Origin of the sequence: Kiloniella majae (assembly GCF_002118315.1) — a bacterium.
Lineage (GTDB): Bacteria > Pseudomonadota > Alphaproteobacteria > Kiloniellales > Kiloniellaceae > Kiloniella > Kiloniella majae.
In genome coordinates this window covers 459,310-475,460 of sequence record NZ_MTSZ01000003.1, presented here as the reverse complement: position 1 = coordinate 475,460, position 16,151 = coordinate 459,310, and the positions used below count along the sequence as shown (strand labels likewise).

General features: G+C 44.7%; 13 protein-coding genes and 1 other RNA gene. 9 read left to right on the top strand and 5 right to left on the bottom strand.

Features of this window, described 5'->3' with window-relative positions; genetic code table 11:
- Nucleotides 1-3: 3 nt before the first annotated feature.
- The gene (locus BKB51_RS11795; protein WP_085901276.1) at nt 4-798 is read right to left on the bottom strand and encodes a thymidylate synthase; all 795 of its coding nucleotides are present in this window, start codon (nt 796-798) and stop codon (nt 4-6) included.
- Between the two features lie 188 nt (nt 799-986).
- Between BKB51_RS11795 and BKB51_RS11790 the strand changes: the two genes are divergently transcribed.
- The 3 genes from BKB51_RS11790 to BKB51_RS11780 all read left to right on the top strand — a co-directional run bounded on the left by BKB51_RS11790 (nt 987) and on the right by BKB51_RS11780 (nt 2,800).
- Entirely contained in the window at nt 987-1,703 is a 717-nt protein-coding gene (locus BKB51_RS11790) for a DUF3592 domain-containing protein (RefSeq protein ID WP_085901275.1), read from the top strand.
- Between the two features lie 71 nt (nt 1,704-1,774).
- Nucleotides 1,775-2,137: a transfer-messenger RNA gene (ssrA, locus tag BKB51_RS11785) on the top strand.
- Between the two features lie 105 nt (nt 2,138-2,242).
- The gene (locus BKB51_RS11780) at nt 2,243-2,800 is read left to right on the top strand and encodes an SspB family protein (protein WP_085901274.1); all 558 of its coding nucleotides are present in this window, start codon (nt 2,243-2,245) and stop codon (nt 2,798-2,800) included.
- Nucleotides 2,801-3,058: 258 nt separating this feature from the next.
- On the opposite strand, the gene BKB51_RS11775 is transcribed toward BKB51_RS11780, so the two are convergent.
- Together BKB51_RS11775 and BKB51_RS11770 are read right to left on the bottom strand one after the other, a co-directional pair.
- Nucleotides 3,059-5,851 (bottom strand): bifunctional aconitate hydratase 2/2-methylisocitrate dehydratase, encoded by a 2,793-nt coding sequence (locus tag BKB51_RS11775; protein ID WP_085901273.1) that lies wholly within the window; start codon nt 5,849-5,851, stop codon nt 3,059-3,061.
- Nucleotides 5,852-6,037: 186 nt separating this feature from the next.
- On the bottom strand, nt 6,038-6,241 hold the full coding sequence (locus tag BKB51_RS11770; protein ID WP_085901272.1) for a hypothetical protein: 204 nt from the start codon (nt 6,239-6,241) through the stop codon (nt 6,038-6,040).
- Between the two features lie 63 nt (nt 6,242-6,304).
- On the opposite strand from BKB51_RS11770, the gene BKB51_RS11765 reads away from it, so the two are divergent.
- The 4 genes from BKB51_RS11765 (at nt 6,305) to BKB51_RS11750 (ending at nt 9,278) form a co-directional block, all read left to right on the top strand.
- Nucleotides 6,305-6,955, top strand: coding sequence for an alpha/beta family hydrolase (locus tag BKB51_RS11765; protein ID WP_085901271.1), 651 nt, complete (start codon nt 6,305-6,307; stop codon nt 6,953-6,955).
- Nucleotides 6,952-7,314: a TfoX/Sxy family protein gene (locus BKB51_RS11760; RefSeq protein ID WP_085901270.1), complete on the top strand. Its 363-nt coding sequence runs from the start codon at nt 6,952-6,954 to the stop codon at nt 7,312-7,314. The genes BKB51_RS11765 and BKB51_RS11760 overlap by 4 nt, the downstream gene beginning before the upstream one ends.
- Nucleotides 7,315-7,524: 210 nt before the next feature.
- On the top strand, nt 7,525-8,931 hold the full coding sequence (gene fumC / locus BKB51_RS11755) for a class II fumarate hydratase (protein ID WP_085901269.1): 1,407 nt from the start codon (nt 7,525-7,527) through the stop codon (nt 8,929-8,931).
- A gap of 71 nt (nt 8,932-9,002) precedes the next feature.
- Nucleotides 9,003-9,278 (top strand): ribbon-helix-helix domain-containing protein, encoded by a 276-nt coding sequence (locus BKB51_RS11750; protein ID WP_085901268.1) that lies wholly within the window; start codon nt 9,003-9,005, stop codon nt 9,276-9,278.
- Between the two features lie 83 nt (nt 9,279-9,361).
- Here BKB51_RS11750 and BKB51_RS11745 read toward each other — a convergent pair whose 3' ends face one another.
- Nucleotides 9,362-12,877 (bottom strand): AsmA family protein, encoded by a 3,516-nt coding sequence (locus BKB51_RS11745; protein ID WP_085901267.1) that lies wholly within the window; start codon nt 12,875-12,877, stop codon nt 9,362-9,364.
- 232 nt (nt 12,878-13,109) lie between these two features.
- Between BKB51_RS11745 and BKB51_RS11740 the strand changes: the two genes are divergently transcribed.
- Together BKB51_RS11740 and BKB51_RS11735 are read left to right on the top strand one after the other, a co-directional pair.
- A complete protein-coding gene (locus tag BKB51_RS11740; RefSeq protein WP_085901266.1) occupies nt 13,110-13,442 on the top strand; it encodes a Rap1a/Tai family immunity protein in 333 nt (110 codons plus the stop codon).
- On the top strand, nt 13,435-14,628 hold the full coding sequence (locus BKB51_RS11735; RefSeq protein WP_085901265.1) for an MFS transporter: 1,194 nt from the start codon (nt 13,435-13,437) through the stop codon (nt 14,626-14,628). Before BKB51_RS11740 ends, BKB51_RS11735 begins: the two co-directional genes overlap by 8 nt.
- Here the strand turns inward: BKB51_RS11735 and BKB51_RS11730 are convergent.
- Complete coding sequence (locus tag BKB51_RS11730; RefSeq protein WP_085901264.1) at nt 14,625-16,082, bottom strand: sigma-54-dependent transcriptional regulator; 1,458 nt, start codon at nt 16,080-16,082, stop codon at nt 14,625-14,627. The two genes, BKB51_RS11735 and BKB51_RS11730, sit on opposite strands and share 4 nt — an antisense overlap.
- Nucleotides 16,083-16,151 lie beyond the last annotated feature (69 nt).

Genomic DNA, 16,151 nt, shown 5'->3' with positions numbered 1-16,151 from the left:
GATTTAAACGGATACTTTGCCCGCGATATGTGGATGCGCTTCGTAATCCAGAATATCAAAATCATCAAAGGTATAATCAAAGATACTGTCGGGTTTTCTTTTGATTCTCAGGCTCGGCAATTTGAGCGGTTCACGTTGTAATTGAGTTTTCACCTGCTCAAAATGATTGGAATAGATATGGGCATCTCCAAAGGTATGGACAAAATCACCCGGTTCCAGATCCGCTTGCTGTGCAATCATATAGGTCAGAAGCGCATAGGACGCGATATTAAAGGGAACGCCCAGAAAAATATCCGCAGATCTTTGATAAAGTTGGCAAGATAACCGACCTTCGGCAACATAGAACTGAAACAGACTATGGCACGGCGGCAAGGCCATATTGTCCACCTCGGCCACATTCCAGGCAGAAACAATATGCCGTCGGGAATCAGGGTTTCTCTTGATTTGCGCCATCAAACTCGTGATCTGATCTACTGTTGTGCCATCAGGGGTGGGCCATGAACGCCACTGATGCCCATAGACAGGACCAAGATCGCCATTTTCATCAGCCCATTCATCCCAAATCCGCACCCCGTTTTCCTTAAGGTATTTAATATTCGTATCCCCGGACAAGAACCAAAGCAACTCGTGAACGACCGACTTAAGGTGAAGTTTTTTTGTCGTCATCAAAGGGAACCCTTGAGACAGATCAAAGCGGATCTGTCGCCCGAAAACACTTCTAGTGCCTGTGCCTGTACGATCTCCTTTATCTGTTCCATTTTCCAGGACATCCTTCATGAGATCGAGATACTGACGCATTAATTTTCCTTCAAAAAGTTAGGGTGAGAAGAATCCGAGATTTGTTTGCGTGATCATATCACGTGTCAGGATTTAGTCATCAGTTCAGAAGATGTCCTTTTGCAAAAAAAGCCAATCTCTCATAATTTAGCAATGCCACCTAGGTTACAAAAACGCCACTCCGGCACGTCAATGAAGAAGCATTCCGAATGAAAACAATCAAAATACTCAAATATATTTTCATGAGTGTGGGCCTGATTACCCTGTCTGTTATGGGTATCTGGTCCTACACAACTCATAATTTTGTCGACAATGCCCATTCCGCACAGGGAACAGTCATTGACTTGATACAGTCACGGTCTTCTTCAAGCTCATCAACAAGCAATTCTTATGTATACCGTCCTGAAGTTATCTTCCAGACAGCAACAGGTGAAGAAGTAACTTTTCAATCAAGTACCGGATCAAACCCACCAGCTTACAACAGAGGAGAGAAGGTATCCGTTCTTTATAATCCAGAAAACCCGCAAGATGCCAAGATTGATGGCACGCTCTCACTTTGGCTTGGCCCGCTGATATTAGGCGTAATAGGCTTTATTTTCTCGGCCTTCGGAATTGGCTTATCAGTCTATTTTTACAAAAAGGAAAAGCTGAAGAACTATCTGTTACGCCACGGATCTCACGTTACCGCTAGAATAGATTCTATTACAGAAAACACGAGCGTAAGAGTTAACGGCAGATATCCTTTCCAGATTACCGCGCAATGGCAAGACCCGGTAAGTGGCACGCTACACCTCTTCAAAAGTGACAATATCTGGTTTAATCCAACCGATCATATACAACGAGATACGGTTACTGTTTTAGTTGATCAGTCAGATCCGGAAAAATATTTCGTTGATCTTTCCTTCCTGCCCAAAACAGTGGAATAACTCTCTGTTTTTCCTATGAATAGGAACCAGTCAGCCCATTTGAGTAAGAAAAATACTCTTTTTAGACATCAGCCCTTGTGAAGTCGTACAGATAGTTACTATATTCAAGGTGTCGGCTTCGGCCGTCTATGGTGCTAAACGGGCTTATGGAATAAGCGTTGTGGACCCGGGGGCGGTACCCGGCGCCTCCACCATTCCTTACATTCTTATGAATGTGAATTATGGGGGCGAAATAGGATCGACACGCGTGGTAAAGATTTGTTCGGTGCCCGGCATGGTTCCGCCGTTATCGGGCCGTTTTGAGTAATTGCAAATGACAATTCTCGTGGGGTAGCTCTCGCTGCTTAATTGCAGTCTGAGCAACCGCTTTTAAGCCCTAGGCTTTCACAAGCCTAGGCGGGGTTCGGGGGCACCTGGCAACAGAAGCCCCCACTTTTCATGTCTGGACTCTGGCTTTGTGTTAGAGTAGCAGATAGAGGTATAGAATTAATCAGGGCGATAAAACGTTCAGATAAGCAGCGGCCGGGTAATATAGAAGTATGTCGGGAAACAACGAGATTTCAGAAAGCGAACTTCGCTACGACCATATGGTCGAAAAAGCTCTCTTGAACGTAGTTCGGGAATCTCTCGAATACGCAGCAGAACACGGTCTGCCCGGCGATCATCATTTCTACATCACCTTTAAAACGGCCCAGGAAGATGTCAGCATCCCTGATCATCTGAAAGCGCGTTACCCCGGTGAGATGACCATCATCCTTCAATACCAATTCTGGGATCTTGAAGTTGGGAAAGATGGCTTCAGCGTAACGCTCAGTTTCTCTGATGTTCCAGAACGCATGAGTATTCCCTATTCAGCTATCGTTGCCTTTGCCGATCCATCCGTTCGGTTCGGCCTGCAATTTGATATCACAAATGGTGATAGCGAAGACTTGGAAGAAGAACTAGAAGATCTTCTGGAAGACTTTGAAGAAGATGCCTTTGAAAACAGCGACACAGCTGCCAATGCTGATGCCAGCCCGGAAGAGCAGAAAATCAAAGAGAAACAACGTGAATCCGGCGATAACATCGTCACCTTGGACACCTTTAGAAAGAAGTAATTCTTCTTCACCCAATACCCAAGCGCGTCAAAATTCAACATCAAAACTCTGCCTGTTTATAATTGAGCGGGACAATTCTTTGCATGCTTCAACGCATAAAATAACAAGTTCCGACTTGCCAAAAAGCATGGCCAATTCCTTGAAACATCCCCCTTGCAACCAATAATAATCCACAAATCAAATATTGGAATCAATTACGGGGACAGCCATAAAAGACTGCCCCCGCACAAGACATTAGAGAAATTGTATCAAATGATATCAGAAATGGGCTGACTTTGTATTACCCGGCTTTTGCAATGGCGGGGCAAATTTGGTCAGATCAATACCTTTTACCGAAGCTCTATACTCTTCCATTGTTGGTGTTCGCCCAAGGATCGCAGAAAGTACAACAACTGGTGTAGAAGCCAGTAGAGACTCTCCTTTTTTATCTTTGGAATCTTCAACCACCCGCCCTTCGAACAGGCGTGTAGAAGTGGCGAGAACCGTATCCCCTTTGGCTGCCTTTTCCTGGTTACCCATGCAAAGACTACATCCCGGTCTCTCAAGATAAAGAATGTTCTCGTATTCTGTACGAGCCTCAACTTTCGGAGCCGCATCGTTAAATTCAAAACCAGAATACTTCTGTAAGACAGTCCAGTCGCCTTCTTCCTTCAACTCATCAATGATGTTATAGGTTGGGGCTGCAACAACCAGAGGTGCCTTAAACTCAACGCTACCGTTTTCCTTTTCGAGATTACGGAGCATCTGAGCCACAATTTTCACATCACCTTTGTGGACCATACAGGAACCAACAAAACCAAGATCTACCTTCTTCTCTGCCTGATAATAAGAAATCGGCCTGATTGTATCGTGAGTGTAACGCTTGGAAACATCCGCATTATTTACATCAGGATCAGCGATCATCGGTTCGTTTATTTCGTCCAGATCAACAACGACTTCGGCAAAATACTTGGCATTATCATCCGGTGTAAGAGCAGGCTTCTCACCTGACTTAATCTCGGCAATACGCTTTTCAGCAATAGCGATAAGGCCATGGAGCATTTTGTTATCGTTCTCCATGCCCTTGTTGATCATGATTTGAATGCGTGATTTCGCAATCTCAAGTGATTCAACCAAGGTCTCGTCTTCAGAGATACAGATGGATGCCTTGGCTTTCATCTCAGCCGTCCAGTCTGTGAAGGTGAAGGCCTGATCAGCCAGCAAGGTTCCAATATGCACCTCGATAATGCGCCCTTGGAAGACGTTATCGCCGAACTGCTTGAGCATCTGCGCCTGCGTCGCGTGGACCACATCACGGAAGTCCATGTGATCAGCCATGGTTCCTTTGAATGTTACTTTAACAGACTCTGGGATCGGCATGGTTGCCTCACCTGTCGCTAAAGCCAACGCAACAGTGCCTGAGTCAGCGCCAAAGGCAACCCCCTTGGACATACGTGTATGCGAATCACCACCAATAATAATTGCCCAGTCATCCACTGTAATGTCATTCAAGACTTTGTGGATCACATCTGTCATCGAATGATAGACATCTTTAGGGTCACGTGCGGTGATGAGACCAAACTTGTGCATGAAAGCCATCAGTTTAGGCGTGTTTTCCTGTGCTTTAAAATCCCACACAGACGCAGTATGACAACCTGACTGATAGGCCCCATCAATTGTCGGGGATAGAACTGTGGCAGCCATGGCTTCAAGCTCTTGCGACGTCATCAACCCTGTCGTGTCCTGAGAACCGACAATATTAACCTTCACACGAACGTCTGAACCTGCATGCAAAATGGCACCTGGACGGACACCAACAGCATTTGCATTGAAGATTTTTTCAACAGCCGTCAGTCCCTGACCTTCATGTTGAATTTCTCTTGAAGGAGCAAAGGCAGACTTCAACTCAATTCCAAGAGTTTCTGCGGCAAAGGTTTGAAGCTTTTTACCAAACACGATGGCATAAGAACCACCCGCCTTCATGAACTCAACTTTTTGCGGGCTAAAAGAAGACGCCACATCCGCAAGCTCTTCATCACCAGCATTATTGAAAAGCTTTTTATCTTTAGTGTTAATGGTGAGAACAGTACCTGTTTCTACAGAATATTTCTGTTCCAGGATTGGATTACCATCGTTATTCAGAATTGCTTGGCCTTCAGAGTCCAGCTTTTTCACCCAGTTCTTGAGGTCAATGCCTATACCACCGGTTACGCCAACTGTAGTCAGAAAGATCGGTGAAATACCATTCGTCCCCGCAACAATCGGTGCAAAATTAACAAATGGAACATAAGGACTTGCCTGTTTACCAGTCCACAAGGCCACGTTATTCACCCCGGACATCCGAGAAGACCCAACACCCATGGTGCCTTTTTCAGCGATCAGCATCACGCGCTTATCTGGATGCTGTCTTTGCAGTTCCTGAATTTCGTCCTGTGCTTCTTTGGAGATAAAGCACTTGCCATGTAGTTCACGATCAGAGCGAGAATGCGCCTGATTTCCCGGCGACAATAGGTCAGTGGAAATATCGCCTTCGGCTGCGATGTAGGTAACAACTTTGATTTCTTCTTCTACATCAGGAAGCTTGGTAAAGAACTCTGCCTTGGCATAGCTTTCGAGTACATCGCGGGCCACTGAATTTCCAGCCTCAAAGGCTGTTTTCAAGCGCGCCATATCAGCGTCATAGAGGAAAAATTGAGTTTTCAGTACATCAGCCGCTTGTTTTCCAATCGCTTGATCATCACCAAGAGCAAGATCAAGAAGAACCTCAATCGAAGGGCCACCCTTCATATGTGAAAGTAACTCAAAAGCAAAGGACATAGAGATTTCTTCAACAACCGCTTCACCAAGAATGATCTCTTTTAGAAACTTCGCCTTTTCACCAGCTGCACTGGTTGTACCAGGCAAGGTGTTATAGATGAAATACTTCAGAGACTCTTCTCTATGTTGATTCTTAGTATCTTTGATTTGAGAAATGACTTCTCTTGTCAGCGCATCATCTTCTATAGGTTTAGGGTTTAATCCCTGTTCTTTGCGCGTTTCAATCTCTTTTAGGTAGGCTGTATACAGGCTCATGGTTATCCCGACGTATGACGTTAGATAAATTATTGAGCATCGGATTTTAGAAGGGACTAACGTGATCCCGAGATGCTCTTTGTATGTCGTGGTATAGCAAATTGAGGCCGCGTTGCAATAAGTTCTACGTTAGTGTGGTGAGCATACCCCAGCCTCTATCGTAACGATACAATACCTTTATGTGGCTTATTTTTTCTCAGCACGCCCCATGGTTTTGGGGTCCCACTTCACCACTTTCTTCGGCTTTTCAGGTGTTGCAAGAATAGAGTCATTATTCTGACCGACCTGACTGGCAAACTCCTCAAACCGCCGACGCATTTCTTTCTTCTCTTCAGAATTCATGTCTTGAACAGACTTGTCAGATAAATCTTTCTGGCGAATATCACTCATGCTCTATACCGTAGATCTGTGCATAAAAAGTCATAACCTGTTCTAAATATACACGAAAGCATCATGACAAGCATCCATTTTCTACATAACGGCCCAGAAAACGACCAAGAAGAGGTCTCTGATACGGATAGAACCACCATTCTTTTTGCTCATGGTTCCGGCGCTCCTATGGACACCGATTTTATGAACTACTTTGCTGAAAAACTGGGGCGCTCCGGTCACTACATTATCAGATTTGAATTTCCCTTTATGGCAGAACGCAGAGCTACCGGAAAAAAACGCCCTCCGGACAGAGCGCCGAAACTCTTGGAATTCTGGCAACAGGTAATAGATCAACACCCTCAACGTCCGCTCTATATTATGGGGAAATCTCTTGGAGGGCGCATGGCGAGTATGATTGCCGATGAAATGAGCGTTACTGGCACCATCTGCCTCGGCTATCCTTTTCACCCCCCTGACAAACCAGAAAACACCAGAACCGCACATCTTGAAAATACCCAAACACCCTGCCTCATCATCCAGGGCACACGTGATCCATTTGGAAAACCAGATGAGGTTGAGCATTATGATTTATCGGATAAAATAAGAATCTACTGGTCAGAAAATGGGAATCATAACCTAACTCCGCGTAAAAAATCAGGCCGAACAGATGAGCAGAATTGGTCAGAGGCTATTGGTTCTATAAACGAATTTATCAACGAGACAAACTCATGAGCAAAACTTTACCTAGCTGTGTCAAAGAAACAATAAACCTCTGCCTTCCATTGGGGGAAATCAGGGTTAAACCAATGTTTGGTGGGCATGGTCTTTATTTTGAAGACATCATGTTTGCTCTTGAGGCCTTTGGTAATATCTATTTAAAAGCAGACAAAAAGAGCGAAAACCTTTTCATCAAAGCCGGCAGCGAACCCTTTACTTATGAAGGCAAAAACAAACCAATAAAAATGTCATACTGGCTTGTTCCTGAAATAGCTCAGGAAGATCCGGAAGAGTTCATTCACTGGGCAGAACTCGCAATCGCAGCATCGAAACGTGCCCACGCAAAGAAGAAACCTAAAAAAAGAAAACTATAACCTAGTCAGCGACAGCATACTTTGCCCACAATAAACCAACCGGAATAAACGAATAACAGCGTATGAGAATAAATAGTGTAGATAGCCTGTTTTTCAATGACGCATTCTGTGTATACTGCGGCGCAACATTACAATTGAGTTGATGACAGGTAAATCTGTTACCGCTCTAATTATCATACCAGCTGCCAGAGAAAGTAGGGAGCCACCAGCATGTCCGATCAAGGCAAGATCCGTATTGAAACAGATTCCATGGGCGAAATTGAAGTCGCTGCAGACCGTTATTGGGGGGCACAGACTCAACGTTCACTACAAAACTTCAAAATCGGTGGTGAAAAAATGCCACCAGCTTTGATTAAGGCACTCGGCACGCAAAAACTTGCTGCAGCCCGCACAAATATTGAACTGGGTGTGCTAGATAAAAAGCTGGGAGAAATAATCTGTCAGGCTGCGCAAGAAGTGATCGACGGCAAGTTAACGGATCATTTCCCATTGGTCGTATGGCAAACAGGCTCTGGTACACAGAGCAACATGAACACCAATGAAGTCATCGCAGGTCGTGCAAATGAACTGCTGACTGGTGAGCGTGGCGGAAAGTCCCCTGTGCACCCGAACGATCATTGCAACATGGGGCAATCATCAAACGACACCTTCCCTTCTGCGATGTCTATCGCGGGTGTCAGGCAGCTAAGTGAAGAAACTATTCCCTCACTGGAACGGCTGCATGCCTCTCTTGATGCCAAAGCAAAGACTTACGAAAAAATCATCAAAATTGGACGCACCCACTTGATGGATGCAACGCCCTTAACCCTCGGTCAGGAATTTTCCGGCTATGCCAAGCAAATCGAATATGGCATTGCCCGAATCAAAAATACACTTCCTCGTCTTGCTGAACTTGCTCAGGGTGGTACAGCGGTTGGTACTGGCTTGAACTCTGTCGAAGGCTTTGCTGAAAAGTTTGCGGCGCAGGTTTCAGACATTACAAAACTGCCCTTCACAACTGCGCCAAACAAGTTTGAAGCACTTGCTGCTCACGACGCCATTATTGAGGCATCAGGCGCATTGAATGTCCTCGCAGCTTCATTGATGAAAATTGCCAACGATATCCGCATGCTTGGATCAGGTCCTCGTTGTGGATTGGGCGAACTTCTGTTGCCGGCAAATGAGCCCGGCTCATCGATCATGCCAGGTAAAGTAAACCCAACACAGGCAGAAGCCATGACAATGGTTTGCGCACAGGTTATGGGTAATCACACGACAATAACGGTATCCGGATCTAACGGACACTTTGAACTGAACGTCTTCAAGCCTGTGATGATTTACAACCTACTGCAATCTGCCAAGCTAATTGGTGATGCCTGTGATTCATTCCGTGAAAACTGTGTTGATGGTATTGAAGCAAACGAAGAGCGCATCACGACACTGATGCAACAGTCTCTGATGCTGGTCACGGCCCTAAACCCCCATATTGGTTATGACAATGCAGCCAAAGTTGCCAAAAAAGCCTATGTGGAAAACAGCACACTAAAAGAAGCCGCTGTGGCTCTTGATCTGCTGACAGCAGAAGAGTTTGATGAAAAGGTCCGCCCCGAAAACATGGTCGGCCCCCGTAAAGCATAAGTAGATTTAAGGCGGGTGGTAGATCCATATCTGCCCGCCTTATTCTTCTTTTGTTGCATTAAGAGAACGACATGGTTCTGGACTTCAAATCAGAAGAAATCAAAAAACGTTCCGTAACCATATCCGGGCACCGAACCAGCTTTAGTCTGGAAGAAGGCTTTTGGCAGGAAATAAAACTGCTCGCAAAACGCGAAGGCTTATCGCTCAACCAGTTTGTTGAACAAGTCGACGAAGCCAGAACAAGTAACCTTTCAAGCGCGCTTCGAATTCTTGTCCTCAATCATCTGAAAGAACGGCTTGAAGACAGTAACAAAGATACGGCTTCTGAACCGACCCCAGAAAAATAGAGCGCCTTTCCAACAGAGAAGCGCTCTATTTTTTTTATGTTCTATTACTTTACCCAGTAATCACTTCAAAAGAAGACTAAGACTTAGCCACCAAGTTCTTTAAATAGGCCTTTCAAGAGTTCTTTAGCTTTTTTCTTCTTGGATTTTTTATCTTCAACAACAGGCTCACTTGTTTGTTCTGCAGGTTCACCCGTTACCTCTGATTGCGGTTCAGACACATCTGAACTTGGAACTTCGCCACCTAGAAGCTGATTGATCGTGTTGGACTTGTTTGATTGAAGGAACTGTCCTTTGACTCTTGGATTAGGCTTATCCAAATCTCCTTTCAAATGAACAGTTAAGTAAGGTTTGGTTGGGTCTCCCCCCTCTTTAAACAAGTCACTTTGACTTTCAATCAACCAAGCAGGAAAATCTACTGTTGCTGCGGTAAAGACCGATGTTCGATTACCATCAACCCGAAGATCATTGGTCACCAGTACTCCGTTATGAATAGTATAGGTTCCTTTTAACTGGGCCGGATGCCCCGCGAAGGATTGCAGCAATGTCGTTGTTGCATCACCTACGCCCTGAATTCCTTTTAGTTTGGAACCAAGAACACCAAGCAAAGCACCGCCAACAACTTCTTTCGTTTTAACCTTTGCGGTTAAGACCCCAGAAATTTGGCCATTACCATTTAGCCCCTGAACAAGATCGGCTTCCGATCCACCTGCCGTTGTTATCTTCCCCTGTACCGAAATCGGACCGGACACTCTTTTGAAATCAGCCACGTCCCGAAGTAACGCTCCGCTATCGATATTCTGAGCATCTATGTCCATATCAATACGAAGTTGATCCCGACCATCAACAGTACCAACGGCTGTTACGCCTCCCCCATAGGCAACACCCGAGAACTGAGACAAGGTCAAAACAGCATCCTGTAATGTCGCTTTTGCCTGCACATTTTCAATGTTCATAGCATCATTCCGAAGAGCATCTGATATAAGCGAGATTTCTGCATTCAGTGAGGACAAAGCAGAGAGATCAAAATTTTCCTGAGACCAGCGTCTGTTTAATCCCGCAGAAACAGAACTTCCCCCTCCACTCGCTCCGCCAGAAGCACCACCGGGGGCAGACTGAGGAAGAAGACTATTTAGATCCAGCTTGCCAGTCATCAGGTTAGCCGTCACCTTCGGCTTTAGATCTGAAAGGCTTGCGACAACACTCCCTTGAATAGGTGTGTTAGCTATGGTTCCATCAAGTTCAAAAAGCTCTATCGATGCGGACCCGATCTTTACCATCGACTTAACAGAAACGCGCCCCCATTTTGGATTTGTCGAAGTTTCTGGATTAATACGCTTAACCAACTGAGCTGCATCAGGATGATCAATAGCCATCAAACCTTGATATAAAGACGTTGCGCCCGGTTGAAGCACTCCTTTAGCCTGATAAGAGCCCCCCATTGCCGCCCCGAGAAGATCCAGAGACAGCTTCTCTTTCGTTCCCTTGATATTACCGCTGACTTCGACAGATCCGAATTGAGACAATCCATCAATTTTATCTTGCCCCGCTAGCGTCAGAAGCTTTGGTAGATCCACGACCTTGGCAATAACTGTCGTATCAAAAGTAGGTGTCACAGCCTCAAAATCTTTTATCGTGCCAGACAAAGCTAGGGAAGATCCTTCAATGTCATCCAAAGAAGCATTTCTGATTTGCAAGTTGCCTTGTTGAAGCGTGGCATCCAGCTTCACGCCGCGAAGAGGAACCCCCTGATACACAGCTTCACCAAGGGTAATATCCAAGTTTGCATCGGCGCGCGTTAATATCGATCCAGTCTTATTATCTGAATCTGGCTTATTATCTGAATCAAGCACCTGTTTTTGCTGCTTACCATCAGTATCTTCGACTACAGCAGAATTTTCAGAGGTTATGGTGCCTTCACTTATTCCAGCAGAAGAGTTCGAGATTTTCCCAATTTTATAGGCATCCAGATCAATCCGATCAATCACAACACGTGCGCCAATACCGGGACGATCCCGAAGAGCAATCGTTGCCGCCCCGTCCAAATGTGTAACATCCAAAGTCACGGAAACCGGGTTTAAAACAACCTGATCCGGCGTCAAACTAAAGCGCACCTTACTATCCAGCCGCCGTAATCTATCATTAGGTACATCAGGAACACCAATCTCAAGCCACGTCAGAAGTCCACGCAGATCCTCTGTTCGTGCATTCAACTGTCCATTTACCGTTTGATTTTGGTAATTGGCGGCAAGAGCAATTTGACTCCCGCTTGGAAGCTGGGCACTTAAATTTTGTAACTCAAACAAGCCATTTTGAAGACGGGATTGTAAAACCAAACCGCGTACAATCTGTTGATTATAAATAACATCATCAACACTTAATTGCGCCTGAAGAGAAAGCTCTGGAGAAAAGGTTGGCCACGATGAGCCTAACTGCTGTTTAGACACAGTGCCTGTTTTTTTATCTGCGATTGTCGCGGTATTTTGGCCGGAATTATTCTTTTTTTGTTTCGCATTTTGATTCGTCAGCACAGTGTCTTGAACAGCAAGAATATCGTCGAGGTTAACTCTTGGGCTAGCCAAGTTCATTGAGATAGCCACACCATCCTTAAAATCGACATCTACACCACCTGTGACTTTTTGCGACCCAACACGCACAATAATGTCGCTTACAGCAAGCCTATTCAAATTGCCTTCAAGCTCAGCAGATAATTCAAAATCACTATCCGCGCTTGTTTGCATGTCAACTTCAAGCAACTCTGAAACAAGAGATCCCAGGTCACCACCGTCGCCTTCAAATTTACCGCGATAGGAAGTACTGTTTACATGGCGAGAGACTGAGCCATTAAACTTTAGTTTTGCTTGAGAATCTGGCAGGCGAATACCTGCATTAATCGCTGTTGCCCCCTCTTCAGCAAACTGTCCTAGATCCCATTCAATTTCTGTGCGCTGCCCCCGCAAGAGCAGATCACCGCCCAAGGAAAAGGGGCCGTTAAGGCTTTTTGCAGCGATCTCTACATTAATGCCTTCAAACGTTTCATGGGTATTCCCCTCGGCATCATCATAATGGATTGTGCCATCAACAATCCGGAAATGGTCCAGAATTACGCCAGAGAAAAAACTACTATCCGTTTGGTTATGATCACTCTCTTGGGTCCCTGAACTACCATCTGTTCCAGCAGCGGTGCTCGCACCTTGCTTTTTGCTTTTCTCCTCTGGTGAGAACATCCAGTTTCCCGAGCCATCAGAAAACCTTTCAACATAAATTGTTGGTTTTCTGAGAATAACTTCGTCAACTCGCAAGCGCCCACTCAAGAGAGGGAATACTGCAATTTTGATCCCTAACTCATCAAGCGTCGCCATCGCTTTATTACTGGATCTGGGATCATTCGCAAAACGAACATCCGACGCAGAAAAACTTGGGACCGGTAATATCCGAAGATTAAGATCACCTTCAATATCCAAAGTTCGGCCTGTATAGGCGTAAACTTGTTCCGTTATATCGCTTTTATATTTGTTCCAATCAACAAAACCCGGCCCGAAGAGCACACCAGCAATAACAAGCAGTAGTATTATAGATATTGAAATCGTAAATTTACGCACGATCCAACCTTTTATGATGTTTTATGGTTTAGTGTGAAAAAAATCACACTCTATAATTGTTAAGAATTAACCTACTCATAAGCTTGTATTTAATCAATCATTTGCGAAAGATACCCCTATTTTAAATTTATCAAATTCAATAAACTCTTGGTATTAACGTTAAAAATAAACCATTGCGTGCAATTCCATGATAAACTCCTCTTTCAACATATTTAAGACCGGATACGACATTTTGCTTAAAACTCTATTTATTTGTTTCTTTCTAATCACACCCAGCCTTAGCTTTGCAACGAACCAACTCTCCAACAAAGAGCTTGCTCAATTATGCAGCTCCGAAGATCGATGGTATGGCGGTCTGTGTAACGGCTATATTACCGGCACAGTCGAAAGCTTGCTGGAAATGCGAGAACAAGGATTGATCGCAGAGGCATTTTGTTTCCCTTCAAATATTGAACGGGGCCAATTCATTGATGTCATCAGGCACTCTCTTTCAACAAAAACAGCTACCCAACCCGCATTTGAAAGCATCGTTTTAACATTAAGAGAAAAATATCCGTGTGAGTGAAATCTCAGAGGAAAGCCAGAACCCTTCGATACGCCCCAGTAATCTCAAAGATTTGATCGCAGTTATATCCTGTGTATCGATCGCTGGAATCAGTATGGGATTTACCCTTCCGTTGATGACGATATCCCTGGATCGTGACGGAAGCAGCGGCTCTTTTATTGGTCTTATTGGCTCAATGCTGGGGATCGCGATTGTTCTTTTCTCTCCTTTTGTCCCGGCCTGTATCAAGCTTCTTGGCATGAGAAAATTTGTCATCATTTGCATGCTCGCCGAAACACTGATGTTTGTTTGCCTGTTTCTCTTCCCTGCATCAATCGCTTGGGTTCTCATCCGATTTGTTATGGGAATGGCTGTTGCCGGAATATTTATTGCCAGTGAAAGTTGGATCAATCACCTTGCCATTTCATCACACCGGGGTCGCATACTTGCCCTGTTCAATATTTCACTAGGTCTTGGTTTTGCTTCCGGCCCTTTACTTCTCATTCTAACCGGTACAGACAGCTGGCTGCCCTTTATAACCGGTGCCTGTATTTGTTTTGTCGCAACAATGCCGTTATTGTTCGTACAAGATCCGGAGATGGATTTAGAATCCCCAAGCAGCTTTAATTATTTCTCCTTTATACTCATTGCTCCCGCTTACTGTGCGGCTGTCGTTCTGGCATCAGGCACAGAGACTCTAATGGGCACTTTCTTTCATTACTACGGTTCCAGAATAGGATATGCGCAACCTGATATGCATGTCATGTTAACACTATTCTTCCTTGGCGGACTTATATTTCAATACCCTATTGGGTGGCTCGCCGATCATATGAACATTCCCAAATTGCTTCTTCTTTTGGGCTTGGTCTGCATCCTCTGTATCATCCTGACATTCCAGTTTTCGCATATCATTCTATTATTTAAATTCCTGTTATTTTGCTGGGGTGGAATTCTAACGTCTATCTACAACACTGTTCTCACCGCCGTCGGGCACGAATACAAAGGCGCCGATTTAATTGCGGCAAATGCATCATTTGGTTTCTTATGGGGTATTGGGGGGTTAATGCCACTCATCGGTGGACAGGCGACACAAGCATTCCAAGAGGAAGCATTAATGTATGTATCTCTCGCTCTGACAATACTTTTTGTCGTTCTTATGATTGCGTCGCTGACAAAAACAAAGATTAGGAAGACGAACTATAATTAGCTCGTTTTCTTTTCCTGTTCTTTCCACTGCGCTTTTTTGCGATATATGGTCGAAGGATTTATGTCCAAAAGACTTGCGGCTTTTACAATATTCCCATCACAAGTTTTAATCGCAGATTCAATCGCTTCTTTTTCAACAATCCAGAGCGGTGTAATCTCAGTTGATTGCGATATGCCTGTATAACGATTTACCGAGGATAGTAACTCAACAGTCTCAAGCTTGTTATCGCTTGAATCGTCTCCACGATTCCGACCGGGAACATTGCCTTTATATTCTGCAAAACTGTTATTCTGCCCCCCTAATGAAGGTAACATATCAGCGGTTAAAACCTGTCCCTCATTCAACACGATGGAATTTCTGATAACGTTTTGAAGTTGGCGAATATTACCCGGCCAACTGTAATTATTAATGGCGTCAATTGCTTCAGCAGAGAAACTTGCAAACTCTTTTCCCTCTTCCTTGGCATAATCAACCAGAAAAGATTTCGCAATTTCCAGAATATCTTCATCCCGGTCTCTCAAAGGCGGCAGATGAATAGGAATAACATGAAGTCGATAATAAAGGTCTTCTCGAAATCTGCCGGCCTGAACTTCTTTCAAGGGGCTGCGATTGGTGGCGCAAACAATACGAATATTTACCTTTTCAAGACGCGTGCTTCCAACTTTGTTAAAAGTGCCGCTTTGTATAAAACGTAGCAACTTGGTTTGTAAGTCGAGATCCATTTCACAGATCTCATCCAGAAACAACGTTCCACCATCGGCTTGTGTAGCTGCCCCGTCTCGATTACCAATTGCCCCGGTAAAAGCCCCCTTCACGTGACCGAATATCTCAGATTCCATTAAATCTTTGGGGATGGCTCCACAATTAAGCGGCACAAAAGGCTTTTCAGCACGAGGGCTGCATTTATGAATTGCTTCTGCACAAACTTCCTTACCTGTGCCACTCTCTCCGGTAACAAAGACAGTTGCCTTGGATGCAGCTGCAGAATCAATCGTTCGATAGATTGACTGCATCGCAAAGGAAGAGCCAATGAAACCATAAAAATGCGTTCGTTCCTTAATGGCCTCAACCATCTCGGATAACTGCATATGCTTTAAGGCATTCCGTACTGTGACAATTAACCGGTCAGCGGAGAAGGGTTTTTCGAGAAAGTCATACGCGCCCAAACGCATTGATTCGACAGCAACATTCACCGACGCATTAGATGTGATAATCACAACGGCAACAGGCAATTTCTGTTCCTGCACCATTCGCAGGATTTCAATACCATCCATATCCGGCAACTGGAGGTCCAGGAGAATAACCCTATACCCGCCCTCGTCCAATTCATGAAGCGCCTCTTTTCCTGATGTTACTTGGGTCGATTCATAGCCGGAGCGCTGCAAATAACTCGTATACACAGCAGCCAAGGACGCCGTGTCTTCAACCAGTAAAATGGAGGGAGTCTCTGCCATCAATTATATTACCAAAATCAGGATAGAATACTGAACTAAACAAGCCTTTTATTGATGATACGAGGGAAT

What these genes read in the sequence shown, in the direction of transcription:
- BKB51_RS11790 (WP_085901275.1), top strand. Translation starts at nt 987, where the DNA reads ATGAAAACAATCAAAATACTCAAATATATTTTCATGAGTGTGGGCCTG.
- BKB51_RS11730 (WP_085901264.1), bottom strand. Translation starts at nt 16,082, where the DNA reads ATGGCAGAGACTCCCTCCATTTTACTGGTTGAAGACACGGCGTCCTTG.
- BKB51_RS11795 (WP_085901276.1), bottom strand. Translation starts at nt 798, where the DNA reads ATGCGTCAGTATCTCGATCTCATGAAGGATGTCCTGGAAAATGGAACA.
- BKB51_RS11750 (WP_085901268.1), top strand. Translation starts at nt 9,003, where the DNA reads ATGGTTCTGGACTTCAAATCAGAAGAAATCAAAAAACGTTCCGTAACC.
- fumC (WP_085901269.1), top strand. Translation starts at nt 7,525, where the DNA reads ATGTCCGATCAAGGCAAGATCCGTATTGAAACAGATTCCATGGGCGAA.
- BKB51_RS11780 (WP_085901274.1), top strand. Translation starts at nt 2,243, where the DNA reads ATGTCGGGAAACAACGAGATTTCAGAAAGCGAACTTCGCTACGACCAT.
- BKB51_RS11775 (WP_085901273.1), bottom strand. Translation starts at nt 5,851, where the DNA reads ATGAGCCTGTATACAGCCTACCTAAAAGAGATTGAAACGCGCAAAGAA.
- BKB51_RS11760 (WP_085901270.1), top strand. Translation starts at nt 6,952, where the DNA reads ATGAGCAAAACTTTACCTAGCTGTGTCAAAGAAACAATAAACCTCTGC.
- BKB51_RS11770 (WP_085901272.1), bottom strand. Translation starts at nt 6,241, where the DNA reads ATGAGTGATATTCGCCAGAAAGATTTATCTGACAAGTCTGTTCAAGAC.
- BKB51_RS11765 (WP_085901271.1), top strand. Translation starts at nt 6,305, where the DNA reads ATGACAAGCATCCATTTTCTACATAACGGCCCAGAAAACGACCAAGAA.